At 68.8% G+C, this 23980-nt stretch carries 20 protein-coding genes; 10 read left to right on the forward strand and 10 right to left on the reverse strand.

The features are described 5' to 3' along the window. Nucleotides 1-15: 15 nt before the first annotated feature. Entirely contained in the window at nucleotides 16-1998 is a 1983-nt protein-coding gene (gene prpR / locus AC5LXK_RS17500) for a propionate catabolism operon regulatory protein PrpR (protein ID WP_493392748.1), read from the reverse strand. A gap of 170 nt (nucleotides 1999-2168) precedes the next feature. On the opposite strand from prpR, the gene prpB reads away from it, so the two are divergent. From prpB to prpF, 4 genes are all read left to right on the forward strand, one after another. Further along, nucleotides 2169-3062, forward strand: a complete 894-nt coding sequence (gene prpB / locus AC5LXK_RS17505) for a methylisocitrate lyase (protein ID WP_493385825.1) — start codon at nucleotides 2169-2171, stop codon at nucleotides 3060-3062. A 41-nt stretch (nucleotides 3063-3103) separates the two neighbouring features. Then, nucleotides 3104-4276 (forward strand): bifunctional 2-methylcitrate synthase/citrate synthase, encoded by a 1173-nt coding sequence (gene prpC / locus AC5LXK_RS17510; protein WP_493392749.1) that lies wholly within the window; start codon nucleotides 3104-3106, stop codon nucleotides 4274-4276. A gap of 81 nt (nucleotides 4277-4357) precedes the next feature. After that, entirely contained in the window at nucleotides 4358-6952 is a 2595-nt protein-coding gene (acnD, locus tag AC5LXK_RS17515) for a Fe/S-dependent 2-methylisocitrate dehydratase AcnD (protein WP_493392750.1), read from the forward strand. 26 nt (nucleotides 6953-6978) lie between these two features. Then, nucleotides 6979-8169 (forward strand): 2-methylaconitate cis-trans isomerase PrpF, encoded by a 1191-nt coding sequence (gene prpF / locus AC5LXK_RS17520; RefSeq protein WP_493392751.1) that lies wholly within the window; start codon nucleotides 6979-6981, stop codon nucleotides 8167-8169. A 58-nt stretch (nucleotides 8170-8227) separates the two neighbouring features. Here the strand turns inward: prpF and AC5LXK_RS17525 are convergent, their stop codons facing one another. The 7 genes from AC5LXK_RS17525 to AC5LXK_RS17555 form a co-directional block, all read right to left on the reverse strand. Next, nucleotides 8228-9166 (reverse strand): alpha/beta hydrolase, encoded by a 939-nt coding sequence (locus tag AC5LXK_RS17525; protein WP_493392752.1) that lies wholly within the window; start codon nucleotides 9164-9166, stop codon nucleotides 8228-8230. 38 nt (nucleotides 9167-9204) lie between these two features. Next, nucleotides 9205-10359 carry an acyl-CoA dehydrogenase family protein gene (locus AC5LXK_RS17530; RefSeq protein ID WP_493392753.1) on the reverse strand — a complete coding sequence of 385 codons (1155 nt, stop codon included), beginning with the start codon at nucleotides 10357-10359 and terminating at the stop codon, nucleotides 9205-9207. A gap of 38 nt (nucleotides 10360-10397) precedes the next feature. After that, entirely contained in the window at nucleotides 10398-11720 is a 1323-nt protein-coding gene (locus tag AC5LXK_RS17535) for an MFS transporter (RefSeq protein WP_493392754.1), read from the reverse strand. A gap of 10 nt (nucleotides 11721-11730) precedes the next feature. Beyond that, complete coding sequence (locus tag AC5LXK_RS17540; RefSeq protein ID WP_493392755.1) at nucleotides 11731-12783, reverse strand: porin; 1053 nt, start codon at nucleotides 12781-12783, stop codon at nucleotides 11731-11733. Nucleotides 12784-12871: 88 nt separating this feature from the next. After that, the gene (locus tag AC5LXK_RS17545) at nucleotides 12872-13672 is read right to left on the reverse strand and encodes an enoyl-CoA hydratase/isomerase family protein (RefSeq protein ID WP_493392756.1); all 801 of its coding nucleotides are present in this window, start codon (nucleotides 13670-13672) and stop codon (nucleotides 12872-12874) included. Then, nucleotides 13669-14889 (reverse strand): CaiB/BaiF CoA transferase family protein, encoded by a 1221-nt coding sequence (locus AC5LXK_RS17550; RefSeq protein ID WP_493392757.1) that lies wholly within the window; start codon nucleotides 14887-14889, stop codon nucleotides 13669-13671. The genes AC5LXK_RS17545 and AC5LXK_RS17550 overlap by 4 nt, the downstream gene beginning before the upstream one ends. Before the next feature lie 80 nt (nucleotides 14890-14969). Further along, a complete protein-coding gene (locus AC5LXK_RS17555) occupies nucleotides 14970-15752 on the reverse strand; it encodes a crotonase/enoyl-CoA hydratase family protein (RefSeq protein WP_493392758.1) in 783 nt (260 codons plus the stop codon). 134 nt (nucleotides 15753-15886) lie between these two features. Here AC5LXK_RS17555 and AC5LXK_RS17560 point away from each other — a divergent pair, with 134 nt between their 5' ends. Beyond that, nucleotides 15887-16654, forward strand: a complete 768-nt coding sequence (locus AC5LXK_RS17560) for an IclR family transcriptional regulator (RefSeq protein WP_493392759.1) — start codon at nucleotides 15887-15889, stop codon at nucleotides 16652-16654. An 86-nt stretch (nucleotides 16655-16740) separates the two neighbouring features. Continuing rightward, nucleotides 16741-17790 (forward strand): CaiB/BaiF CoA transferase family protein, encoded by a 1050-nt coding sequence (locus AC5LXK_RS17565; RefSeq protein WP_493392760.1) that lies wholly within the window; start codon nucleotides 16741-16743, stop codon nucleotides 17788-17790. A gap of 62 nt (nucleotides 17791-17852) precedes the next feature. Here the strand turns inward: AC5LXK_RS17565 and AC5LXK_RS17570 are convergent, their stop codons facing one another. Beyond that, nucleotides 17853-18296: a PaaI family thioesterase gene (locus AC5LXK_RS17570; protein WP_059238587.1), complete on the reverse strand. Its 444-nt coding sequence runs from the start codon at nucleotides 18294-18296 to the stop codon at nucleotides 17853-17855. Between the two features lie 269 nt (nucleotides 18297-18565). Between AC5LXK_RS17570 and AC5LXK_RS17575 the strand changes: the two genes are divergently transcribed. Next, entirely contained in the window at nucleotides 18566-20185 is a 1620-nt protein-coding gene (locus tag AC5LXK_RS17575) for a methyl-accepting chemotaxis protein (RefSeq protein ID WP_493392761.1), read from the forward strand. Here the strand turns inward: AC5LXK_RS17575 and AC5LXK_RS17580 are convergent. Continuing rightward, a complete protein-coding gene (locus tag AC5LXK_RS17580) occupies nucleotides 20158-21267 on the reverse strand; it encodes an AGE family epimerase/isomerase (protein WP_493392762.1) in 1110 nt (369 codons plus the stop codon). The genes AC5LXK_RS17575 and AC5LXK_RS17580 overlap by 28 nt on opposite strands. Before the next feature lie 115 nt (nucleotides 21268-21382). On the opposite strand from AC5LXK_RS17580, the gene AC5LXK_RS17585 reads away from it, so the two are divergent. The 3 genes from AC5LXK_RS17585 to AC5LXK_RS17595 all read left to right on the forward strand — a co-directional run bounded on the left by AC5LXK_RS17585 (nucleotide 21383) and on the right by AC5LXK_RS17595 (nucleotide 23864). Continuing rightward, nucleotides 21383-22081, forward strand: a complete 699-nt coding sequence (locus AC5LXK_RS17585) for an MgtC/SapB family protein (RefSeq protein ID WP_493392763.1) — start codon at nucleotides 21383-21385, stop codon at nucleotides 22079-22081. 92 nt (nucleotides 22082-22173) lie between these two features. Beyond that, nucleotides 22174-23529, forward strand: coding sequence for an FtsB/FtsL family cell division protein (locus AC5LXK_RS17590; protein ID WP_493392764.1), 1356 nt, complete (start codon nucleotides 22174-22176; stop codon nucleotides 23527-23529). 179 nt (nucleotides 23530-23708) lie between these two features. Continuing rightward, entirely contained in the window at nucleotides 23709-23864 is a 156-nt protein-coding gene (locus tag AC5LXK_RS17595; RefSeq protein WP_006481665.1) for a hypothetical protein, read from the forward strand. The last annotated feature ends 116 nt before the right edge of the window (nucleotides 23865-23980 follow it).

A 23980-nucleotide genomic window follows, 5' to 3' on the forward strand; every position in this document is an offset into this window, starting at 1 on the left:
TGCCGCCAGTCGAACCTATTTCGCCGACAACTTCCGCCACAGCGTCGTCTTGCTGATGCCGAGCATCGCGCACGCGCGGTCGCGGTCGCCGCCGCACGCGTCGAGCGCTGCGCGGATCTCGTCGGCTTCCGCGCGGCGGCGGCGCGCGTGCAGCGTCTGCGCATCATCGGTGTCGGCTGCGGCGGGTGCAGCCGCGAACAGCTCGGGTGCGATCACCTGCAGCGCGTCGGGATCGAGTGCGGCGCAGGCGGCCGCTGGATCGTCTTCATCGGCGTCCTCGGCGAGTTCCACCGCGATCCGCTCGATTACGTTCTGCAGTTCGCGCACGTTGCCGGGCCACCGGTAGCGCGCGAGCGTCGCCTGTGTCGTGCCGAGCACGCGCGCCGCGTCGTCGGCATCGCGCAGGCGTTCGGCGAGCCGTGGTTCGCGCCGTGCGGCCTGCACGAGCAGCGTCGCCGCGAGCGCGGGAAGGTCGGCCGCGCGCTCGCGCAGCGGCGGCAGGCCGACGTTCAGGATGTTGAGCCGGTAATAGAGATCCGCGCGGAACGTGCCGGCCTCGACGGCCGCGAGCAGCGGCCGGTGCGTCGCGGCGATCACGCGCACGTCGATGCGGATCGGCTCGGTCGAGCCGAGGCGGATCACCTCGCGCTCCTGCAGCACGCGCAGCAGCCGGCTCTGCAGCGACGGCGGCATCTCGCCGATCTCGTCGAGGAACAGCGTGCCGCGGTGCGCGGCTTCGAACAGGCCGGTCTTGCCGCCGCGCCGTGCGCCGGTGAACGCGCCTTCCTCATAGCCGAACAGCTCGCTCTCGAGCAGTGCCTCCGGAAACGCGCCGCAATTGACCGCGACGAACGGATAGCTGCGCCGCGCGGACAGCGCGTGCAGGCTCTGCGCGATCATTTCCTTGCCGGTGCCGCTTTCGCCGAGCACGAGCACGGTCGCGTCGGATTTTGCGTAGCGGCGCACGAGGTCGCGCACGCGCGTCATCGGCGCCGATGCGCCGACCACGTCGTCAAGCGCGTAGCGCGCGGCGAACTGCTGCGTGGTCGGCTGCGAGCGCAACGCGCGGTCGAGCCGTTCGACCGCGCGCGATTCCTGGAACGTCAACACGCTGCCCGACGTGACGCCGCGATCGACCAGCGGCCCGCGGTGCACGACGTAGCGCACGCCGCGTACGGTCGCGAGCGCATCGCCGTCCTCGCCGCGCAGCGTGCGCAACTCGGGCCGCAGGTCGACGAGCGCGCGGCCGACGGCCGCCGCGGGTTCGACCCCGAGCGCCGACGCGAGCCGCTCGTTGATCGCCTCGACGCGGCCGCGCGCGTCGAGTGCAACGACGCCGTCGCGCAGGTGCTGCAGCAGCGTGTCGAGTCGTTGGCGGCGGAACGCCTCGGCATGCGTCGCATACGCGACTTCGAGCGCCGTTTCGACGGCCTTGCGCACCGACGCGTGCGAATACAGGAACACCGCGCCCATGCCGGCACTGGCCGCGAGGTCGGTGACGAGGCCGGGGCCGACGATCGTCTCGATGCCGCGATCGCGCAGGTCGTGCACACAGGCTTCCGCTTCCTGCGCGGACTGATATGACGCAAACTGCACGTCGAGGCCGTAGGCGGCGACGAATCGGCGTACTTCGGGCGGCGTTTCCCCGGCGCTGACGAGCGCGATCCGCGACGCGTCGCGCCGTGCGCGGGCGAGCGCCTGCATCACGTCGAAGCCGGTCGGCGAGACCACCACCACCGGCACCTGCGCACGCGTTTTGAGGAAGCCGCCGTTCGAGCCGGCCGCGACGATCACGTCGGGCCGCGCGGCGCCGGCTTCGGCGATCGCGCTGAGCGCATCCTCATAAGCGCGCGTCACGATGCGCACATCGGCGCGTTCGTCGAATTCGCCGGCGATCTCGCGAAACAGGTCGCGCAGGCGGCTGATGCCCATCGCCCAGATGCGCGGGCGCACCGTGCGGTCGGCCGGGCCGGCGGGCTTGGTCGAGGAGAGGTCCATGACGACCGATTATGCGCGCGCGATTTCAGTTTTGAAACATGAGATTGCCAAATTGAAATCATGAGGCGCTGTAGCGCCCGTACCGGTTGCTTAAGAATCAGTGGGTTAGCGAGGTTTGGCGAGCTGGCCCGGTCCTTGCTGTTATCGGGCATTCCATCAGGAGGCCGTTCATGAGCAATACGCATCTTCAGAGCGCCGGCGCGAAATTCCGCGCGGCAGTCGCGGCAGAGCAGCCGCTGCAGGTGGTCGGCGCGATCACCGCCTATGCGGCCAAGATGGCGCAGGCCGTCGGCTTCAAGGCCGTGTACCTGTCGGGCGGCGGCGTCGCCGCGAACTCGCTCGGCATTCCCGACCTCGGCATCAGCACGATGGAAGACGTGCTGATCGACGCGGGCCGGATCACCAACGCGACCGACCTGCCGTTGCTGGTCGACATCGATACGGGCTGGGGCGGCGCGTTCAACATCGCGCGCACGGTCCGCTCGTTCATCAGGGCCGGCGTCGCGGCCGTGCACCTCGAAGACCAGGTCGGCCAGAAGCGCTGCGGCCACCGTCCGGGCAAGGAAGTCGTGCCGGTCGAGGAAATGGTCGATCGCGTCAAGGCCGCGGTCGATGCGCGTACCGACGACCAGTTCGTGATCATGGCGCGTACCGATGCGGCTGCCGCCGAAGGGATCGACTCGGCGATCGAGCGCGCGGTGGCCTACGTCGAAGCCGGCGCGGACATGATCTTCCCGGAAGCGATGAAGTCGCTCGACGACTACCGTCGCTTCAAGGCGGCCGTGAAGGTGCCGATCCTCGCGAATCTGACCGAATTCGGCTCGACGCCGCTGTTCACGCTCGACGAACTGCGCGAGGCGAACGTCGACATCGCGCTGTACTGCTGCGGTGCGTATCGCGCGATGAACAAGGCGGCACTGAATTTCTACGAGACGCTGCGCCGCGACGGCACGCAGAAAGCGGCCGTGCCGACGATGCAGACGCGCGCCGAGCTGTACGACTTCCTCGGCTATCACGAATACGAGCGCAAGCTCGACGAGCTGTTCGCGCAGGGCAAGAAGTAACGCGGCCCGCACCCCACCGATACACATTGGAGAACGGAAACATGAGCGAGACGAAAGACGCAGCAGCACCGGCCGCCGCAGGCGCATTCAAGCCGAAGAAGTCGGTGGCGCTGTCGGGCGTGACGGCCGGCAACACGGCGCTGTGCACGGTCGGCAAGACCGGCAACGATCTGCACTACCGCGGCTACGACATTCTCGATGTCGCCGAATCGTGCGAATTCGAGGAAATCGCGCACCTGCTCGTGCACGGCACGCTGCCGAACCTGACCGAACTGGCCGCGTACAAGACGAAGCTGCGCGCGATGCGCGGCCTGCCGAACGCGTTGAAGGTGGCGCTCGAGCAGATCCCGGCGTCCGCGCACCCGATGGACGTGATGCGCACGGGCGTGTCGGTGCTCGGCACCGTGCTGCCGGAGAAGGACGACCACAACCTGCCGGGCGCGCGCGACATCGCCGACCGCCTGATGGCGTCGCTCGGCTCGATGCTGCTGTACTGGTATCACTTCTCGCACAACGGCAAGCGCATCGAGACGGAAACGGACGACGACTCGATCGGCGGCCACTTCCTGCACCTGCTGCACGGCAAGACGCCGTCGAAGTCGTGGGTCGAGGCGATGCACACGTCGCTGATCCTGTACGCGGAGCACGAATTCAACGCGTCGACGTTCACCGGCCGCGTGATCGCGGGCACGGGCTCGGACATCTATTCGGCGATCACCGGCGCGATCGGCGCGCTGCGCGGCCCGAAGCATGGCGGCGCGAACGAAGTCGCGTATGAAATCCAGAGCCGCTACAGCTCGCCGGACGATGCCGAAGCCGACATCCGCCGCCGCGTCGAGAACAAGGAAGTCGTGATCGGCTTCGGCCATCCGGTCTACACGATCTCCGATCCGCGCAACAAGGTGATCAAGGGCGTCGCGCACAAGCTGTCGAAGGAAGCGGGCGACGTGAAGCTGTACAACATCGCCGAGCGCCTCGAATCGGTGATGTGGGACGCGAAGAAGATGTTCCCGAACCTCGACTGGTTCAGCGCGGTGTCGTACCACATGATGGGCGTGCCGACCGCGATGTTCACGCCGCTGTTCGTGATCTCGCGCACGTCGGGCTGGAGCGCGCACATCATGGAGCAACGCATCGACAACAAGATCATCCGCCCGAGCGCGAACTACACGGGCCCGGAAGACCTGCAGTTCGTGCCGATCGAGAAGCGCTGATCGCCCGCCGCGCGCGCCGGCACCCGTGATGCGGGCAGCCGGCGCGTGCGGAACGTCATACCCAGATTCCCGCCCCACATCATGAATACCGCCAACCGCAAACCCCTGCCCGGCACGTCGCTGGACTATTTCGACGCGCGTGCCGCGGTCGACGCGATCGCGCCCGGCGCCTACGACACGCTGCCGTACACGTCGCGCGTGCTCGCCGAAAACCTCGTGCGCCGCTGCGATCCGGCGATCCTCGCCGATTCGCTGAAGCAGATCATCGAGCGCAAGCGCGAACGCGATTTTCCGTGGTTCCCGGCGCGCGTGGTGTGCCACGACATCCTCGGGCAGACGGCGCTCGTCGATCTCGCCGGCCTGCGCGACGCGATCGCCGACGGCGGCGGCGACCCGGCGAAGGTGAATCCGGTCGTGCCCGTGCAGCTGATCGTCGACCATTCGCTCGCCGTCGAATGCGGCGGCTTCGATCCGGACGCGTTCGCGAAGAACCGCGCGATCGAGGATCGTCGCAACGAGGATCGCTTCCACTTCATCGAGTGGACGAAGAAGGCGTTCGAGAACGTCGACGTGATCCCGCCGGGCAACGGCATCATGCACCAGATCAACCTCGAGAAGATGTCGCCGGTGATCCAGGCGCACGACGGCGTCGCGTATCCGGACACCTGCGTCGGCACCGACAGCCACACGCCGCACGTCGACGCGCTCGGCGTGATCGCGATCGGCGTCGGCGGCCTCGAAGCCGAGAACGTGATGCTCGGCCGCGCGTCGTGGATGCGCCTGCCCGACATCGTCGGCGTCGAGCTGACCGGCAAGCGCCAGCCCGGCATCACCGCGACCGACGTCGTGCTCGCGCTCACCGAATTCCTGCGCAAGGAAAAAGTGGTCGGCGCGTACCTGGAGTTCCGCGGTGAAGGGGCGGCGAGCCTCACGCTCGGCGATCGCGCGACGATTTCGAACATGGCGCCCGAATACGGCGCGACGGCCGCGATGTTCTTCATCGATGGCCAGACGACCGACTACCTGCGCCTCACCGGCCGCAGCGACGAGCAGGTGAAGCTCGTCGAGACCTATGCGAAGGCGGCCGGCCTGTGGGCCGACACGCTCGCCCACGCGCAATACGAGCGCACGCTGACGTTCGACCTGTCGAGCGTCGTGCGCAACATGGCCGGCCCGTCGAACCCGCACAAGCGGCTGCCGACGTCCGATCTCGCCGCGCGCGGGATCGCCGGCCAGTGGGAAGAGAAGGCGGGCGAGATGCCCGACGGCGCGGTGATCATCGCCGCGATCACGAGCTGCACGAACACCAGCAACCCGCGCAACGTGATTGCCGCGGCCTTGCTCGCACGCAATGCGAATGCGAAGGGCCTCACGCGCAAGCCGTGGGTGAAGAGCTCGCTCGCGCCCGGTTCGAAGGCGGTCGAGCTGTACTTGGAAGAAGCGAACCTGCTGCCCGAACTCGAGAAGCTCGGCTTCGGCATCGTCGCGTTCGCGTGCACGACCTGCAACGGGATGTCGGGCGCGCTCGACCCGAAGATCCAGCAGGAGATCGTCGATCGCGACCTGTACGCGACGGCCGTGCTGTCCGGCAACCGCAACTTCGACGGCCGCATCCACCCGTATGCGAAGCAGGCGTTCCTCGCGTCGCCGCCGCTCGTCGTCGCGTATGCGATCGCCGGCACGATCCGCTTCGACATCGAGAAGGACGTACTCGGCCACGACGCGGACGGTAAGCCCGTCACGCTGAAGGACATCTGGCCGACCGACGAGGAGATCGATGCGATCGTCGCGTCGAGTGTGAAGCCCGAGCAGTTCCGCAAGGTCTACGAGCCGATGTTCGCGCGCAGCGCCGATGCGGGCGAGCGTGCGGCGCCGCTGTACGACTGGCGCGCGCAGAGCACGTACATCCGCCGTCCGCCGTACTGGGAAGGCGCGCTGGCCGGCGAGCGCACGCTCACGGGCATGCGGCCGCTCGCGGTGCTCGGCGACAACATCACGACCGACCACCTGTCGCCGTCGAACGCGATCCTGCTGGATAGCGCGGCCGGAGAATATCTCGCGAAGATGGGCTTGCCGGAAGAAGACTTCAACTCGTACGCGACGCACCGGGGAGACCACCTGACCGCGCAGCGCGCGACGTTCGCGAACCCGACGCTGTTCAACGAGATGGCCGTCGTCGACGGCGCGGTGAAGAAGGGCTCGCTCGCGCGCGTCGAGCCGGAAGGCAAGGTCATGCGGATGTGGGAAGCGATCGAGACGTACATGAATCGCAAGCAGCCGCTGATCGTCGTGGCCGGCGCCGACTACGGCCAGGGCTCGTCGCGCGACTGGGCCGCGAAGGGCGTGCGGCTCGCGGGCGTCGAGGCGATCGCCGCCGAAGGCTTCGAGCGGATCCACCGCACGAACCTGATCGGGATGGGCGTGCTGCCGCTCGAGTTCAAGCCGGGCACCAACCGGACGACGCTCGGCATCGACGGCACCGAGACCTTCGACGTGATCGGCGAGCGCACGCCGCGCGCTGACCTGACGCTCGTGATTCACCGCAAGAATGGCGAGCGCGTCGACGTGCCGATGACGTGCCGGCTCGATACGGCCGAGGAAGTGTCGATCTACGAAGCGGGCGGCGTGCTGCAGCGTTTCGCGCAGGATTTCCTCGAATCGTCGCAGGCGGCCTGACCGGGTCACACAGGGATAACGCAAACATGGCTCACATTCCTCAAATCAGGATTCCCGCGACCTACATTCGCGGCGGTACCAGCAAGGGCGTGTTCTTCCGGCTGCAGGATCTGCCGGATGCCGCGCAGGCGCCGGGCGCCGCGCGCGACGCGCTGCTGCTGCGCGTGATCGGCAGCCCCGATCCGTACGGCAAGCAGATCGACGGGATGGGCGGCGCGACGTCGTCCACCAGCAAGACGGTGATCGTGTCGAAGAGCACGCGGCCCGGCCACGACGTCGACTACCTGTTCGGCCAGGTCGCGATCGACAAGGCGTTCGTCGACTGGACCGGCAACTGCGGCAACCTGTCGGCGGCGGTCGGCCCGTTCGCGATCAGCGGCGGGCTCGTCGATCCGGCACGCGTGCCGCGCGACGGCGTCGCGACCGTACGGATCTGGCAGGCGAACATCGGCAAGACGATCGTCGCGCACGTGCCGGTCACGAACGGCGCGGTGCAGGAGACGGGCGATTTCGAACTGGACGGCGTCACGTTCCCGGCCGCCGAAGTGCAGCTCGAATTCATGAACCCGGCTGCCGAGGAAGAGGGCGCCGGCGGCTCGATGTTCCCGACCGGCAACCTCGTCGACGATCTCGCGGTGCCGGGCGTCGGCACGCTGAAGGCGACGATGATCAACGCGGGCATCCCGACGATCTTTGTCGAGGCGGAAGCGATCGGCTATAGGGGCACCGAGCTGCAGGACGCGATCAACGGCGATGCGAAGGCGCTCGAGAAGTTCGAGACGATCCGCGCGCACGGCGCGCTGCGCATGGGCCTGATCGACACGCTCGACGAAATCGCGACGCGGCAGCACACGCCGAAGATCGCGTTCGTCGCGAAGCCGGCCGACTACGTCGCATCGAGCGGCAAGCGCGTGAATGCGGGCGACGTCGACCTGCTGGTGCGCGCGATGTCGATGGGCAAGCTGCACCACGCGATGATGGGCACGGCGGCGGTCGCGATCGGCACGGCCGCGGCGATTCCCGGCACGCTCGTCAATCTGGCGGCGGGCGGCGGCGAACGCAACGCGGTGCGCTTCGGCCATCCGTCGGGCACGCTGCGCGTCGGCGCGGAAGCGCAGCTCGAGCACGGCGAATGGACCGTCACGAAGGCGATCATGAGCCGCAGTGCGCGCGTGCTGATGGAAGGCTGGGTGCGCGTGCCGGGCGACGCGTTCTGATCGTTGCCGGACGTATCGGCGCAGATGCGGGCGGCTTCGGCCGCCCGTGTCGTTTTCGTCAGCCGTGCAGGAAACGGCGCAGCGCGTCGTGGCTCAGGCGGCGCGCCGTTTCGGACACGCGTGCGCCGGGCACGATGTCGAAACCGTGCACGCCGCCGGGCAGTACGTGCAGTTCGGTCGGCACGCCCGCGCGGAGCAGGCGTTGCGCGTAGTCGAGATTTTCGTCGAGGAACAGGTCGAGTGAGCCGACCGACAGGAACGCCGGCGGCAGGCCGTCGAGCCGTGTGGCGCGTGCCGCGGCCGCATACGGCGACACGCCGTCGGTGCCCGGCGCGTGACCGAGCAGCGCAGTCCAGCCGAACCGGTTGTTGGCCGCATGCCAGACGAATTCACCGGCATGCGGATGCGGCGCGCGCGTGCAGGTGCGATCGTCGAGCATCGGATAGATCAGGTGCTGGAACGCGAGCCGGTATTCGCCGCGGTCGCGGGCCAGCAACGCCAGCGCGGCGGCGAGCCCGCCGCCCGCGCTTTCGCCTGCCACACCGATCCGCGATGCGTCGATGCCGAGCGTATCGGCCTGACGGAAGACCCACGCGAGCGCTGCATAGCAGTCCTCGATCGCACCGGGAAACACGGTTTCCGGCGCGAGGCGGTAGTCGATCGAGATCAGCGCGCAGCCGAGCTGCGTCACGAGCGACCGGTGCACCGCCTCGAGATCCTTCGCCTTGCCGCGCACGAAGCCGCCGCCGTGCATGTGGACGATCGCCGGGAGCGGGCGCGCGTGAGCGTCGGGCAGGTAGACGAGAACCGGGACGTCCGGCGCGCCGGCGGGGCCGGGCACCGTACGGCGTTCGAGCGTGCTGCCGGCCAGGTCGGGCGGCGGCAGCGGCAGCACGCGTTCGCGCGACTGCGCGAGGTTCTCGACGCTGAGCGTGACGGTCGGCCAGGTCTCGAGCAGCGGTCGGATTTCAGGATCGACGAGAGGCAGGGTGTCCAACGCGTAGCTCCATCGTGAAGGTGGGCGGTGTGCCGCGGTCAAAGCGCGCTGCGCGCGATGACCCAACGGTGCACCTCGGTGGGGCCTTCGAAGATGCGCATCAGCCGCGCTTCGCTGGCCATCTGCTGCAACGGCATTTCCTTCGTCATGCCCATCGCGCCGAGCGCCTGCATCGCATGATCGATCACGCTCGATGCCATCTCGGTCGCGAACACCTTGACCATCGAGATTTGCGTGCGCGCATCCTGCCCGGCGTCCACGCGCGTGGCCGCTTCGTAGGTCATGAGGCGGCACGCGTGAATCTGCGTCAGCGCGTCGGCGACCCACCACTGGACTGCCTGGCGCTCCGCGAGCGGCACGCCGAAGGTCTTGCGCTGTTTCGCATGGTCGCACAGCATCGCGACCGCGCGCTCGGCGCGGCCGATGCACCATGCGGCCATTTCCAGCCGCCGGTTCGCGAGCCGTGCCTGCATCGGCGCGAAGCCGGCGCCTTCCCGGCCCAGCAGTTGCGCAGCGGGAATGCGGCAATCCTCCAGCACGATTTCGTAGGTCGACAGCCCGCCGATCATCGGAATCCGGCGTTCGATGACGAAGCCCGGCGTATCGCGATCGACGATGAACGCCGACATGCCGCCCCGTTTGCCCTTGCTTCGATCGGTCAGCGCCATCACGATCGTCCAGTCGGCTTCGGGCGCGTGGCTGATCCAGATTTTCCGGCCGTTCAGCACCCAGCCGTCGCCGTCGCGCACGGCCGTCGTCGACAGCGCACCCGGGTCGGAGCCGGCGCCCGGCTCGGAGATCGCCATCGCGGCACGCGTGACACCGCTTGCGTATGGCTCGAGATAGCGCACCCGCTGCGCATCGTCGGCCACGTCGCACAGCATCCGCAGGTTCGGCGAGTCGGGCGGCAGGATGTACGGGGTGACGGTCGTGCCGATCGCCTCGTTGATGCCGACCATCGCGACGGCCGGCAGATCCGAGCCGCCGGCGTCGAGCGGGGCGTCGAGTCCCCACAGGCCGAGCTGCCGGGAGCGTTCATCGAGGTGTGCGCGTTCGTCGGCGAGCAGCCCGAAGGGCTGGCCGTCGGCTTCGCGCGCCATCACGGCTGCTTCGAGCGGAATCAGTTCGTCCTTCACGAAACGTGCGACGAGGTCCCGGATCATCCGGTGTTCGAGTTCGAGTTCGAAATTCATGACGATAGGTCGGTGTGGGAGAAGAGTGGATTGCGCCGTCAGCCGGCGTTTGCCCGCGACGCTGCGCGGGCGCGCAGCGTGCCGAGCAATGCGAGTGCGCCGACCGCGAGCAGCGCGGCATTGAAGTAGAGTCCGCCGCGCATCGAACCGGTGGCCGTGTTGAGCACGCCCATCAGGAACGGGCTCGCGAACCCGCCGATCGCGCCGGACATCGTGATCGCCGCGATCGCGACCGCCATCGAGCGTTTCGGCAGCGCGAGCCCCGGCAGTACCCAGAACGCGGGCAGCGTCGCGGCGTGCGTGGCGACCGCGATGCAGAGCGCGATCATCAGGTGCGATGTGCCGCCGACGCTCGCCAGCCCGGCGAGCGATGCCGCGCACGCGAGCATCGCGACTGCGCCGTGCCCGCGCCATTCGCGCCGGCGCTCGGTGCGCCAGCCCATTGCGAGCATGCCGACGATGCCGCACAGGTAGGGCAGCGCGGACAGCAGCCCGATCTGCATCGCACCATGCAGGCCGCCGCGATGCAGGATCACGGGCATCCAGAACACGAGCGCGTAGCCGGCCGCCGCGATCGCGAAATTGGCGGCGCACAGCAGCCAGAAATCGCGGTGCGCGAGCAATGGCCGGGCCGCGTTCGCGTCCGGCACGCCGGCGTCGGCCTGCGCATGCGCGACGCGCAGCGCGGCCTTGTCGGCGTCCGACAGCCAGCGTGCGTCGTCCGGCCGGTCGTCGAGAAAGCGCAATGCGACGAGGCCGAGCACGCTGCTCGGCAGCCCCTCGATGACGAACAGCCATTGCCAGCCGCTCAGGCCGGCGGCGCCGTCGAAGTACGAGAGGATGGCGCCGGATACCGGGCCGGCGATCACCCCCGCGAGGTACAGCGCGGTCATGAACAGCGCGAACGCCTTGGCGCGCTGCCGCGGCGGATACCACGCGCCGAGATAGAACAGGATGCCGGGGAAAAAACCGGCCTCGAACACGCCGAGCAGGAAACGGCACGCATAGAACTGCGCGGGCGTCGTGACGAACATCGTCGCGGCCGAGCCGAGCCCCCACAGCACCATGATCCGGGCGATCGTCCTGCGCGCGCCGATCCGCGCAAGCCATGCGTTGCTCGGAATCTCGAACGCCATGTAACCGATGAAGAAGATGCCCGCGCCGAGTCCGTAGACGGCGTCGGAGAAGTGCAGTTCGGCCGCCATCTGCGCGTGCGCGAAACCGATGTTGATCCGGTCGATGAACGACAGCGTGTAGCAGAGGATCAGGAACGGCAGCAGCCGGCGCGAGATCCGGCGGTAGAGCGCCGGCGTCGCGGCGGCGTCGCCGGCGGCCGAATGGGTGGACAGGGTCGGGGTCATGGGCACTCCGTCAGAAGCGGTGAACGATGCCGAGCGCGAACACCTGCTCGGTGCCGCCCGGTTGCGGCTGCAGGCCGACGACGACCGTGTTGCGGGCGTCGCCGCCGTTCTTCATGTACAGATAGCGTGCATAGAGCGACGTGCGCTTCGACAGCGGATGGTCGTAGCCGACGCCGAGCGCGGTCGCGTCGTTCGCCGAGCCTTTCACGTCGCGGCGCACGACCGAGACGAGCACGCGATCGAGCGCGCCGACGTTGATCGACGCGCCGGCGCTCGCGGTCGAGAACGCGGGCAGGTTCGGCGCCGTGCTGACGCCGTACAGGAACGCGGCGTAGAGCTTGACGCGTGCGAATGCGTAGTTGGCCGCGAACACGTAGTGGCGGGTCGTCGACGGCGAGACGACGGGCGCCAGGTTGCCGGCCGACGTGTCGCCCTGGAAGCCGGCGCCGAGGTAGAGCCCGCCGATCCGGTACTGGAGCCCGGCGCCGTAGTTGCGTCCGGCTTGCGTGGACAGCGCGTTCGGTGTCGGGAAGCCGTACGTGGCCATCACGCGCAGGCCGTTCCAGTCGGGGCTCAGGTATGACGCCGCCTGGTTGAAGCGCGGAATCGGCGGTGTCGTGTTGCTCGTGATCGTGTCGGTGGACGTCGCGAGCAGCGCGAGCGGCGACAGTCGCTCGTTGAGCCCGAACGGATCACCGTCGTACACGACGTAGAACGCCGGCGTGTATTGCCGGCCGAGCCGGATATCGCCATAGCGTGTGTTCTGCAGCGACACGTAGGCCTGCCGGTAGAACAGCGTGCCGCCCTGGAACGATCCGTCGGCGGGAGAGAAGCCGCTTTCCAGCACGAACTTCGTCGAGGTGCCGCCGCCGAGATCCTCGACGCCCGTCAGTCCGAAGCGGCTCGTCGACGAGCCGCCGCCGCTTTGCCGCAGGGTCGACAGGTTGCCGATGCGATCGAATTCGACGTAGCTGTCGACGATCCCGTACAGCGTGACCGACGATGCGTGCGCCGACGTGGTGAACAGCATGCACATGCCGATCAGGAGTGCTTTCCGTTGCATGAAGGTGTCTCCGTTCCATGTCTTTTTTTGTCGAGCGCCCACATTCTGGGAGCGGTTGCGCGCGTGGTGTCGCCGTGCTGTGTCGGGCTCAGCGCCCCTTGAATACCGGCTTGCGCTTCTCGAGAAACGCGCGGGCGCCCTCGATCCGGTCCTCGCTCGCGTAGACGTCGGGGCCGACGTCCAGCCGCAGCGCGGCAGGCACCGGCAGCCCCTGGCTGCGCGTCGCGGTTTCCTTGATGCGGCGGATCGTGAGCGGTGCGTTCGCGGCGATCGTCCGTGCCAGTTCGCGCACGGTGTCGTCGAGCGCGGCGCCGGGCACGACGCGGTTCAGCAACCCGGCGCGCTGCGCCTCGTCCGCGTCGAAGCGGCGGCCCGTGAACAGCAGCTCCATCGCGATCGCATGCGGCAACATCCGCGGCAGCAGCACGCTCGCGAAGTTCGCGCCCATCCCGACCCGCGCTTCCGGCAGCGCGAAGGTCGCATGATCGGCGGCGATCCGCAGGTCGCAGGCGAGCGCGATTTCGCAGCCGCCGCCGACCGCGTAGCCGTTGACCGCCGCGATCGTCGGCTTGCGCAATTCGAGGATCAGCTCGTGCACGTTGCGTGCGAGGCCGCGCATCGGCTGCATCCCGCGTATCTCGGGGTCGCCGAGATCGACGCCCGCGCTGAACGCACGTTCGCCGGCGCCGCGGATCACGATGACGCGAATCGACGGGTTGTCGTCGAGCGTGACGAGCTCCTCGCACAGGCGCCGGATCGCTTCGGCGGACAGTGCATTGGCGACGTGCGGGCGATGGATCGTCAGCCACGCGATGCCGTCGTCGTCGTGGCGCAGGATCGACGGCGCATCGTCGCCCGTCGGCGAGGAAAACGAGCCGGACGCGGTCATGACGTGCTCCCGGTGGCGTCCGCGCGCGTGTCGTGGAGCACGCCAGCCTGCCGCAGCGTGTCCCGATGCGCCGCGTCGATCCCGAACGCATCGAGCACGGCGTCGGTGTCGGCGGCGAACGGCTGCGGCGGCCGGCGTATCGATCCGGGCGTGCGCGACAGTTTGGCGGGGATGCCTGCGCCGGTGTACGTATCGGTGTCGACGAACATCGCGTTGCGTGCTGCCTGCGGGTGGCCGAACGCATCGGCGACGGTGTTTACCGGCCCCGTCGCGACGCCGGCCTGCAGCAGCCGCTCGACGACGTCGTCGGCACGCAGTTCGGCGGTCAGCTGGCCGAGCAGCGTGTCGAGCGCATCGCGATGCGCGACGCGCTGCGCGTTGGTCGCGAAGCGCGGGTCGCGTGCCAGCTCGGGCACGCCGAGCGCGGCGATGAGCCTGGCGAACGTGCGGTTGTTGCCGGCGCCGGTCGCGATCGCTTTGTCCTTGCACGGATAAACGCCGTACGGCGCGATCGCGCCATACACGTTGCCGGTCGCGACGGGAACGTCGCCGGTTGCCATCCAGCTCGTGCTGACCGGATGCAGCATCGACAGCGCGGTACTGAACAGGTCGATGTCGACGTGCTGCCCGAGGCCGGAACGTGTCCGTTCGACCAGCGCGAGCAGGACGCTCGACACGGCGCTCATGCCGGCCGCGAAATCGACGACCGGAAACGGCACCTTGAGCGGCATGCCGCCCGGCTCGCCGTTGATCGACATGAAGCCGGCGAGGCCTTGCGCGACGGCGTCGTAGCCCGGAAATCGCGCGAGCGGGCCGTCGGTGCCGTATCCGGAGATCGAGCAGTGGACGAGGCGCGGGAAGCGCTCGCGCAGGCAATCTTCGTAACCGATGCCCCAGCGTTCGAGCGTGCCCTGCTTGAAGTTGTCGATCAGCACGTCGGCCGTTTCGAGCAGGCGGAACAGCACGTCGCGTCCGCCGGGATGCGACAGGTCGAGCGCGAGATTGCGCTTGTTGCGGTTGAGCCCCCAGTAGTAGCTGGAGATGCCGTTCGGCATCGCGGGCCCCCAGTCGCGCGTTTCGTCGCCCTGCGGCGGCTCGATCTTGATGACGTCCGCGCCGTGGTCGGCGAGCGTCTGCGCGCAGAACGGCCCCGCATAGACGCGGCTCAGGTCCACCACGCGCACGCCTGCGAGTGCGCCTTCGTTGCTGCTGGTCATGACGATGTCTCCTTCGATGTGGATTCGACGGGCCGGCAGGCCGGCATGCGCCGGCTGCACGGCTGCGATGCGTCGCGGGTTCAGCCGCGCGCGGCGAACAGCGCGTTCACCGCCGCGTGATGCTCGGGTGTGGCGTGCGCGAACGCCTGGTACGACGCCGACAGGTCGAGCAGCGTGTCGAGGCTTGCGTGGCGGCCTTCGCGCAGCAGCCGCTTGGTCAGGCGCAACGCGGTGCCCGAGTGGCGGGCGATGCGGCCGGCGAGTTCATGCGCGTGGGCAAGGAGGTCGCCATCGGGCACGACGCGCGACACGAGCCCGCAGCGCAGCGCCGCCTGCGCGTCCAGCGCGTCGCCCGTGAACGACATTTCCGCGGCGACGGCGGCGCCGACGATCTGCGGCAGGAACCATGCGCCGCCGTCGCCGGGCACGAGGCCGAGCGCGATGAAGCTCTCGGCGAAGCGCGCACGATCGGCGGCGATGCGGATGTCGCACATGCACGCGAGATCGGTGCCGGCGCCGATGGCCGGGCCGTTGACGGCCGCGATGGCCGGCACTTCGAGGTGCTGGAATGCGTGCGCCAGCCGCTGGATGCCGCGGCGATAGCTGGTCCGGATCGCGGCGAGATCGTGCGGGTCCGATTCCATGAACGCGCGCATCGCCTTCACGTTGCCGCCCGACGAGAACGTCGTGCCGGCGCCGGTCAGGATCAGCACGCGGATCGATTCGTCCCGGTTCGCGTCGTCGCAGCATGCGGTCAGTGCGTCGATCGCATCGGTGTCCGAAATGGCGTTGCGGGTTTCGGGGCGGTTCATCGTGACGGTCAGGATTGGTCCCTGCCGTTCACGGATCAGAAAGGCTGACATGGTGTCTCCGTGTGTTCCGTGCCGCGGGACTTCACGCCGCGGGCCGAAGCCTAGTATCGTCACGACGGTTGGCAGCGGGAAATTCCGTTCCACATATGTGGAAGGCCCGGGCCGGTAGCTGCGGAGAGGGCGGGATGAGCGGAAACGTGGTCAAGAGTGCGGCGCGCGTGTTCGAGGTGCTCGAACTCTTCAGTGCATTGCAGCGGCCGCTGAGCGTGCGCGAGATCGCCACGCGCTGCGGGTATCCGGGGTCGAGCGCGGCGGCGCTGCTGACCAGCATGAAGACGCTCGGCTATCTCGCGTACGACGACGCGACTCACGCGTATGCGCCCACCGCACGGCTCGTCAATCTCGGCGAAGCGCTGGTCGATTCGGCGGCCGGCAGCCGACGGCACTGGCATGCCGTTGCGAAGCGGCTGGCGGCGCGCACGCACGAGGCGGTCGTGATTGCGGTGCAGAGCGATCTGTACGTGCAGTACATCGATGCGGTCGAGGGTTCGCATACGATTCCGATCCAGTTCTACGCGCCGATCGGCACGCGTCGCGAGATCTGCATGTCAGGGCTCGGCTGGGCGCTGCTGAGCCTTCAGCCGGACAGCACGATCCGCCGGCTCGTGTCGCGCAGCATCCGCCGGATCGGGAAGTCGGGCAGGACGATCGACGAGGACGTCGTGCTCGACAAGGTCGAACAGACACGCCGGCTCGGCTATTCCTATTCGGCGCATACGGTCACGCAGGGCGCGGCGATGATCTCGATGGTGATCGCAGACGGCTGGAACGGCCTGCCGCTGGCGATGGGCGTGGCCGGGCCCGTCGAGCGGATCGACGCGCGTCGCGATTCGATCGTGCGGGCGATGCGCGGCGCGCTGGACGAGCAGCGTCCGGATGCGGCAGCCGGCTAGCCGCGCGACACCGGCGCATGCAGGCATTCGCATAGAATCGGGAGCGTTAGCCGCTCCTGTCCCTGCTGTATTTCCGCGAGGTCGTCATGTCATTGAACGCGCCGCTTTCCGGCATCCACATCGTCGAATTCGAAGGTCTCGGCCCCGGCCCGCTTGCGGGCTGGATGCTGGCCGGAATGGGCGCACGGATCACGCTGATCGCGCGCCCGTCCGGCCGCACGAGCGCGCCGGACGCGCTGCGGGCCCGCGACGGCGATCTGCTGCGCGAAGGCAAGACGATCGTCGAGCTCGACCTGAAGACGCCGGCCGGCTGCGACGCGGCGCTCGACCTGATCGCTCGGGCCGACGCACTGATCGAGGGCTTGCGGCCCGGCGTGATGGAGCGGCTCGGCCTCGGGCCCGACGATTGCGCGCGCCGCAACCCGAAGCTCGTATACGGGCGCATGACGGGCTGGGGCCAGCACGGCCCCCTGGCAGCCGCGGCCGGGCACGACCTGAACTACGTCGCGCTGACGGGGCTGCTGTCGCTGTCCGCGCCGCGCGACGGCCGGCCGGGTGTGCCGCCGACGGTCGTCGGCGATGCGGGTGGCGCGCTCGGGCTCGCGTTCGGGATCGTCTGTGCACTGCTCGACGTGCGCGGCGGCGGGCCGGGGCGCGTGGTCGACGGCGCGATCGTCGACATCGTGTCGATGCTCGGTTCGCTCGCGCTGTGGGCGCGCGCGAACGGGCAACTCGACGGCGCGCAGCCGAGCCTGTTTCACGACGCGCCGTTCTACGACGTGTATCGCTGCGCGGACGGCGAATGCGTGACGATCGGCGCGCTCGAACCGCCGTTCTATGCGCTGCTGGTCGAGCGGCTCGGGCTGACCGACGTCGATCCCGCGTCGCAGTACGACCGTACGCGCTGGCCCGCGCTGAAAGTGCGTTTCGCCGACGTATTCGCGCAGCAGCCGTCCGCACACTGGCGCGCGCTGCTCGAAGGCACCGACGTGTGTTTTGCGCCGGTACTGAGCGTGGCCGACGCGGCCGCGCATCCGCACAACGCGGCGCGCGGAATCTATCGTACGGATGAGCACGGCAACGTGCGGGCTCGCGTGGCGCCGCGCTTCCTGCCGCTGGCGGACGCCGCCGGTTAGCGGCGCGGGGGCTGGCCGCGCGAAATCGGGTATCGGCCGCTCAGATCGTTCTCAGGCCGGCGTCACGCCGTTTCCTCCGGCGCATCCGACATCTTGCCGTCGCCGACCCGGTTGATCGTGCCTTGCGCGATCGCGACGAGCCGCTCGTGATCGCCGTCGATGACGAACACGTGGCACTGGCAGGTCGCCTGGTGCCGCCCCGCATAGACGAGCTTCGCGCGCGCGACGAGCGTGCCGTTCACGGCCGGCCGCAGGTAGTTGATCTTGTACTCGGCGGTGATCACGCGCGGGCCGAGCACGAGCGCGCCGGCGAACGTCAGCGCGTTGTCCGCGAGATAGCTGATGACGCCGCCGTGCACGAACCCGTGCTGCTGCCGCAGTTCCTCGCGCACGGGCAGACACAGCGACACTTCGTTGTCGCCGATGTGCATCAGCTCCGTGCCCAGCAGCATGCTGAACGGTTGCGCGCGCAATGCGCCGCGCGCGTGATCCGTGATGTCGGTCATCGAACTTCCCTCGAAATGAGTGCCCGCTTGCGCTGAACTCTAGGAAGGGGGCTGCGGATAAGCAAGGAAATTCGTCCACATTTCCTGCAAATTCCGGTGCGATGCGACGCGATTATTGCGTCGAATACGCGAGATCTCGCCGTTTGCGGGCGATTCCGCGGGAATGCGCGAGCAACGCGTGCGTTACCGCCGGCCGTGCCTAAAGTCCGACGAAGAAATGCCGCTAATGCCGGGGCATTGCCTCATCGTTCGCTCTCCAGGAATCCCCCATGTTCGGAAAAATCAAGCTCGCGTCGGGTCTGCTCGGCGTGTTGACCGTGTTCTGCCTCTTCCTGTTCGCGATCGAAGCGCTCGGCTTCTGGGCGCTCACGTCCACGCGCAGCGGCGTCGACGATCTGTCGAACGTCGCGATCGCGCAGGTCGACGCGGCCAGCCAGGCGACCGAGCAACTGCTCGACGCACGGATCAACCTGTCGCGCGCCGGCACGCGGATGGTGCGCGGCGGCCCGAAGCCGGAAGACATCATCCGCCACGCGGGCGCATCGCTCGCGGAAGCGGACAAGGCGTTCGCCGCGCTGACGGCCGCGCAGCCGGTCGACGACACGAACCGCGCGCGCGTCGCGGCGCTCACCGAACGCTATCGCGCGCTGCGCGGCGCGCTGGGCGAACTCGTGCAGTTCCTCGACGCCGACAACATCCAGGCATTCCTCGACCAGCCGACCCAGAGCTTCCAGGACGCCTATATCGCCGAACTGCACCGCTTCGCCGAATACGGCAGTGCGTCGAGCCGCACGGCGCTCGACACGATCGACGGCGGCATGCTCTGGTTCAAGTCGGTCGGTATCGTGCTGCTGGTGGCGATGCTCGCGGCGAGCGCCGCGATCTACGCGGCCGCACGGCGCGCGGTGGTCGCGCCGCTGGAGGAAGCAGGCCGCCATTTCGAGCGGATCGCGCAGGGCCGGCTCGACGAAGCCGTGCGTGCGGGCGGCGTGTTCGAGATCGACCGGATGCTGCGCGGCCTCGCCGCGATGCAGACGAGCATCGCGGGCACCGTGCGCACGGTGCGCCACGCGTCCGATGCGATTCACCTCGGTGCGGGCGAGATCGCGGGCGGCAACGCCGACCTGTCGGCGCGCACCGGCACGCAGGCTGCCTCGCTCGAGGAAACGGCCGCGAGCATGGAAGAACTGACCGCGACCGTCCGGCAGAACACCGACAGCGCACGCGCAGCCAGCGCGCTGGCCGACGCGGCGCTCGAAGCGACGGGCCACGGCGGCGGCGTGGTCGACAGCGTGATCGATCGGATGCGCGGCATCGCGCAGAGCTCGGGGCGGATCGCGGAAATCATCTCGGTGATCGACGGCATCGCCTTCCAGACCAACATCCTCGCGCTGAACGCGGCGGTCGAGGCCGCGCGGGCCGGTGAACAGGGGCGTGGCTTCGCGGTGGTCGCGGGCGAAGTGCGCTCGCTCGCGCAGCGCAGTGCGCAGTCGGCGAAGGAGATCAAGGCGCTGATCGAGGATTCGGTCGCGCAGATCAACGGCGGCGCGGAACTCGTCGAGCGCGCCGGCGAGGCGATGCGCACGGTGTCGGCGTCGATCACGCGTGTCGTGCAGACGATGTCGGAGATCACCGCGGCGTCGGTCGAGCAGAGCGTCGGGATCGAGCAGGTGAACCAGGCCGTCACGCAGATGGATCAGCTCACGCAGCAGAACGCGGCGCTGGTCGAGGAAGTCGCGGCGGCGGCCGCGTCGCTGAACGACCAGACCGCGCACCTGATGCAGGCGGTGTCGGTGTTCGAACTGGGCGACGGACGTGCCGCACGCGGCGAACGCGCGGCGCCGTCGTTCGCCGGGACGGGTTACGAACCGGCCGGCAGCGCCGCGTAGGCGGTCGCGAGGTGGTAGGGCGTCGTCGACGGCATGTCGGCGCGCGACACCTGCCCGTCCGCCGTCTTGCACTCGAACCAGCCGCGCGGATGCAGGAAACGCGCGGCGAACTGCTCGATCTGCCGCGCGAGCGGCGCGGAGGCCGGCGTGCCGCCGTGCGTCGCGAGCGCACGCAGGTATTCGGTCTGCGCCCAGATCCGCTGCGTGCCGTCGAGGCACGCACCTTGCGCATCGAGCGCCGCGCAGACGCCGCCCGTCCGCGGATCGACGCCGTATTGCTCCGCGAAGCCGAACGCGCGCGACAGCGCGGCGGGAAGCTCCGTCTGCGCGAGTCGCGCACCGGCCGCATCGACCAGATAGAACCACTCGAACTGATGGCCGGGCTCGAAACGGTTGTCGGCCGCCCCGAGCGGCAGTTCGGCCACGCAGCCGGTCGCCGTGTCGACGAACGTGCGCTCGACGGCCTGCGCGGTGCGCATGAGCGCATCGTCGAACGCCGCATCGCCGAAGGCATCGGCGGCTGCGAGCCATGCTTCGGTCAGGTGCATCAGCGGATTCTGCAGCGCACCGCTGCCGGATGACGAGAAATCGGCGTGTCGCGCTGCATCGAGCAGCGCGTCGCCGTGGCGCGGCGCGAAGCGGTCCTGGATCAGCGCGGCAGTCTCCTCGGCCACCTTGCGTGCGGCAGTGTCGCCCGACGCCGCGTGCCACGCAGCGCATGCGAACACGATGAACGCGTGCGTATAAAGATCCTTGGTCGTATCGAGCGGCGCGCCCTGCGCGTCGACGCTGTAGAGCCAGCCGCCGTGGCGCGCGTCGCGAAAGCGCCGGCACAATGCGTCGAACAGCGTGGCCGCGTGCGCGGTGTCGCCGGCCTGCGCGAACACGAACAGTTGCCGGGCGCACGCCATTGCGCGATAACGGGTGACGGGCAGCGGCGCGTGGGTGGCCGGGTCGACGGCCTCGAACGGCAGCTGCAATGTATGGTCGAACCCTGAACCCCGCCAGATCGGCAAGACGACGTGCGCGAAATGGTGGCGCAGCTGGGCGGCCTGGGCGGAAGCGGAGTCGGAAACGGACATGACGGGGTTGAGCGCTTGGATCGAAACGTGTCGGCGCGGCCCGGAAGATCGGCGCGGCCGGGGCCAAGGATAAAACATTCCGCGCGGCCGGCACCAAAAAAAGGAGAGAAATCGGATGCTCAGCAACCTGGAACTCGTGATGCGGCTTGTTCTCGCGGCGGCGCTCGGCAGTGTCATCGGCTTCGAGCGCGAGCGCCTGTCGTGGGCGGCCGGCCTGCGCACGCACATGCTCGTCTGCGTCGGCTCGACGCTGATCATGATCGTGTCGGCGTTCGGTTTTGCCGACGTGCTCGGCAGCAACGACCACATCGTGCTCGATCCGTCGCGGATCGCCGCGCAGGTCGTGTCGGGCATCGGCTTCCTCGGGGCGGGCTCGATCCTGCTGCGCGGCGAGATCGTGCGCGGGCTGACGACGGCCGCGAGCCTGTGGTCGGTCGCCGCGATCGGCCTCGCGGTGGGCGGCGGGCTGTATGTCGCGTCGATTTCGGCGACGATCATCATCCTGATCATCCTCGCCGGCATCAAGCCGCTGGAGCGGCGCTACTTCACGGTGCGCCAGCGGCGCCAGTTCGCGCTGACGGTCGTGAGCGGCACGCTGACGTTCGATTCGCTGCACGCCGCGCTCGGCGCGGACAGTGCGCGCGTGAAGCAGTTCGTCGTGCAGCGGGCCGACGACACGGGCGAGCACGACGAGGTGCGCATCACGCTCGCGCGGGTGTCGGAACTCGAATACCGGGCGATCTGCGACAAGCTGCGCGCGCTGCAGGGCGTCACGCGTTTCGAGGAGGGTCGCGGGATGTCGGGCGACGAATAGGTCGAATCGGCAACGGGGCATGCGACAATGGCCGATCACCGATTCCGTTCGACATCCGGTTCCGCGCTCGCGGGCCCCGCCATCCGATTTCCATGACCGAATCCGTTTCCTCGCCTCGCTCCCGTTCCATGCATTCGTCGGCCCGTTCCCGCCGGCGCTCGGCTGCTGCCGCAGGCAGCACGTCCGCGCGGGCGACGACGCGGCCCGGCAGCGCGCCGGCCGGCGATGCGCCCCGGGACGAGCGGACGCTCGACCTGTTCGGCGATCCGGTGCTCGAGCCGGGCGAGCGCGTGCCGGTTGCGGCGCGCGATGAAGCGGCAGGGGAAGCCGATGCGGCGGCCGTTGCATCGGACGGCCGACAGGCGTCGCTGGACGGGTTCAGCACGCCGGAAGGGGAGACCGCGGCCGGGCGTGTGGAAGCGGAAGGCGCGGCGCTGCCGGATGTCGAGGTGGCGATCGACGCTGTCGCGAGGCCCGAAGGTGGTGTGGCCGCGAACGTCGACAGTGCATTTGCAAATGGTGACGCTGCGAAGGAAGCCGGTTTGCCTGCGGCCGATGGTGCGGCGACGAACGCCGACGCGAGTGAGGTCGACGGCGCCGTGAAGGCGGCGGCCGAAGTGCCGGCATCCGATGGCGCTGCGGCGAAGGCGATCGAACCGCAAGCGGCAGAGGCTGAAGTCGCGAAGCCGGTGGCCGAGGTGACAGCCGTCAAATCCCGCGACGGGAAAGCTTCCGGCGATGTCGTGAAGGAGCGGCGCTCGTCGTCGGGCGGCAAACGCCGGGCGGCTGCCGGTGCCAGTGAAGCAACGGCAACGCAATCCGTACCGGTTGCGACGCGCGTCGACTCGAAGCCGGAGGCAGTCGAATCGAGCCTGCCTCAGGTTGCCGTTGCGCCGCTCGAGCCGCAGGCGCCCACGCAGCCGGCCGGGCCGGTGATTACCTCGCATTCCGCGAAGCCCAATGAATCGACGCCGCAGCCCGACACTGTGCCGTCGCCGGTCGTGCAGCCCGTGGCTTCCGCCGCGTCGTTCGTGACCAGGCCGTCGGCGGAGCGCGCACAGCCGGCCGCGCCGGCCTTCGACCCGGACACGCACCTCGGTCCGTTGACCGACCGGCTGGCTGCACTGCAGGCCGATGTGGATGGCCTGACGCGCACGGCCGATCGCGAGATGCGTCGCGTCAATCGCCTGCTGCTGGCGCTGGCCATCGTCGTGCTGGCGGGGCTTGTCGCGCTGGTGATGCAGACACGACAGATTGCCCATCTGAAGCAGGACGTGGCCACGAAGCAGCAGCGGATCGATCGCCTCACGGCCGATCTGTCGACGCAGCAGGCAACGCTGATGACGCTCGAGGAGCATCACGAAGCGCTTCTGTCGCAAGTCGACCGGCTTCAGCGCAGCGCGAACCGCGAGGCCGCCGTCGCGAAGCGGGCTCGCCGCACGCGCTGATTAATCGTTTCGACCCTACCCAGGAAGTCATACGCAGCAAGGATCACCGTTTTGCGTCGGTGATCCGTTGTCGCGCGTCTGCAGCAAACTGACGCGACTCACTGGCAAAGTTCAGGGAAAACCCTTAGAATGGAGTCAATCTAAGGGAAAACCCTAGCCACATCTGTCAGGAGTCTCAAATGAGCTTCATCCTCGCCCTGCTGCAAAAGATCGACGACCTGTTCGTGTCCCCGCACCTGCCGCTCGACGCCGAATACTCGTATGCCGCGCGTCGCGCCGAAGCCGAGCGCGTGCGCCGTGCGCACCTCGTGCCGATCGTCCTGTACCGTCGCTGATTCGCTGATTCGCTGATTCGCTGATTCGCTGATTCGCTGATTCGCTGATTCGCTGATTCGGCGCGGCGCTCGCCGCACCTGGCTGCCCGTTTTCCACCGCCGCATCGCGCGCCGGT

The sequence above is a fragment of the Burkholderia pulmonis genome (genome assembly GCF_984667975.1).

Coding starts and splice junctions, on each gene's coding strand:
- prpR (WP_493392748.1), bottom strand. CDS start 1,998: ATGGACCTCTCCTCGACCAAGCCCGCCGGCCCGGCCGACCGCACGGTG.
- prpB (WP_493385825.1), top strand. CDS start 2,169: ATGAGCAATACGCATCTTCAGAGCGCCGGCGCGAAATTCCGCGCGGCA.
- prpC (WP_493392749.1), top strand. CDS start 3,104: ATGAGCGAGACGAAAGACGCAGCAGCACCGGCCGCCGCAGGCGCATTC.
- acnD (WP_493392750.1), top strand. CDS start 4,358: ATGAATACCGCCAACCGCAAACCCCTGCCCGGCACGTCGCTGGACTAT.
- prpF (WP_493392751.1), top strand. CDS start 6,979: ATGGCTCACATTCCTCAAATCAGGATTCCCGCGACCTACATTCGCGGC.
- AC5LXK_RS17530 (WP_493392753.1), bottom strand. CDS start 10,359: ATGAATTTCGAACTCGAACTCGAACACCGGATGATCCGGGACCTCGTC.
- AC5LXK_RS17535 (WP_493392754.1), bottom strand. CDS start 11,720: ATGACCCCGACCCTGTCCACCCATTCGGCCGCCGGCGACGCCGCCGCG.
- AC5LXK_RS17540 (WP_493392755.1), bottom strand. CDS start 12,783: ATGCAACGGAAAGCACTCCTGATCGGCATGTGCATGCTGTTCACCACG.
- AC5LXK_RS17545 (WP_493392756.1), bottom strand. CDS start 13,672: ATGACCGCGTCCGGCTCGTTTTCCTCGCCGACGGGCGACGATGCGCCG.
- AC5LXK_RS17550 (WP_493392757.1), bottom strand. CDS start 14,889: ATGACCAGCAGCAACGAAGGCGCACTCGCAGGCGTGCGCGTGGTGGAC.
- AC5LXK_RS17555 (WP_493392758.1), bottom strand. CDS start 15,752: ATGTCAGCCTTTCTGATCCGTGAACGGCAGGGACCAATCCTGACCGTC.
- AC5LXK_RS17560 (WP_493392759.1), top strand. CDS start 15,887: ATGAGCGGAAACGTGGTCAAGAGTGCGGCGCGCGTGTTCGAGGTGCTC.
- AC5LXK_RS17565 (WP_493392760.1), top strand. CDS start 16,741: ATGTCATTGAACGCGCCGCTTTCCGGCATCCACATCGTCGAATTCGAA.
- AC5LXK_RS17570 (WP_059238587.1), bottom strand. CDS start 18,296: ATGACCGACATCACGGATCACGCGCGCGGCGCATTGCGCGCGCAACCG.
- AC5LXK_RS17575 (WP_493392761.1), top strand. CDS start 18,566: ATGTTCGGAAAAATCAAGCTCGCGTCGGGTCTGCTCGGCGTGTTGACC.
- AC5LXK_RS17580 (WP_493392762.1), bottom strand. CDS start 21,267: ATGTCCGTTTCCGACTCCGCTTCCGCCCAGGCCGCCCAGCTGCGCCAC.
- AC5LXK_RS17585 (WP_493392763.1), top strand. CDS start 21,383: ATGCTCAGCAACCTGGAACTCGTGATGCGGCTTGTTCTCGCGGCGGCG.
- AC5LXK_RS17590 (WP_493392764.1), top strand. CDS start 22,174: ATGACCGAATCCGTTTCCTCGCCTCGCTCCCGTTCCATGCATTCGTCG.
- AC5LXK_RS17595 (WP_006481665.1), top strand. CDS start 23,709: ATGAGCTTCATCCTCGCCCTGCTGCAAAAGATCGACGACCTGTTCGTG.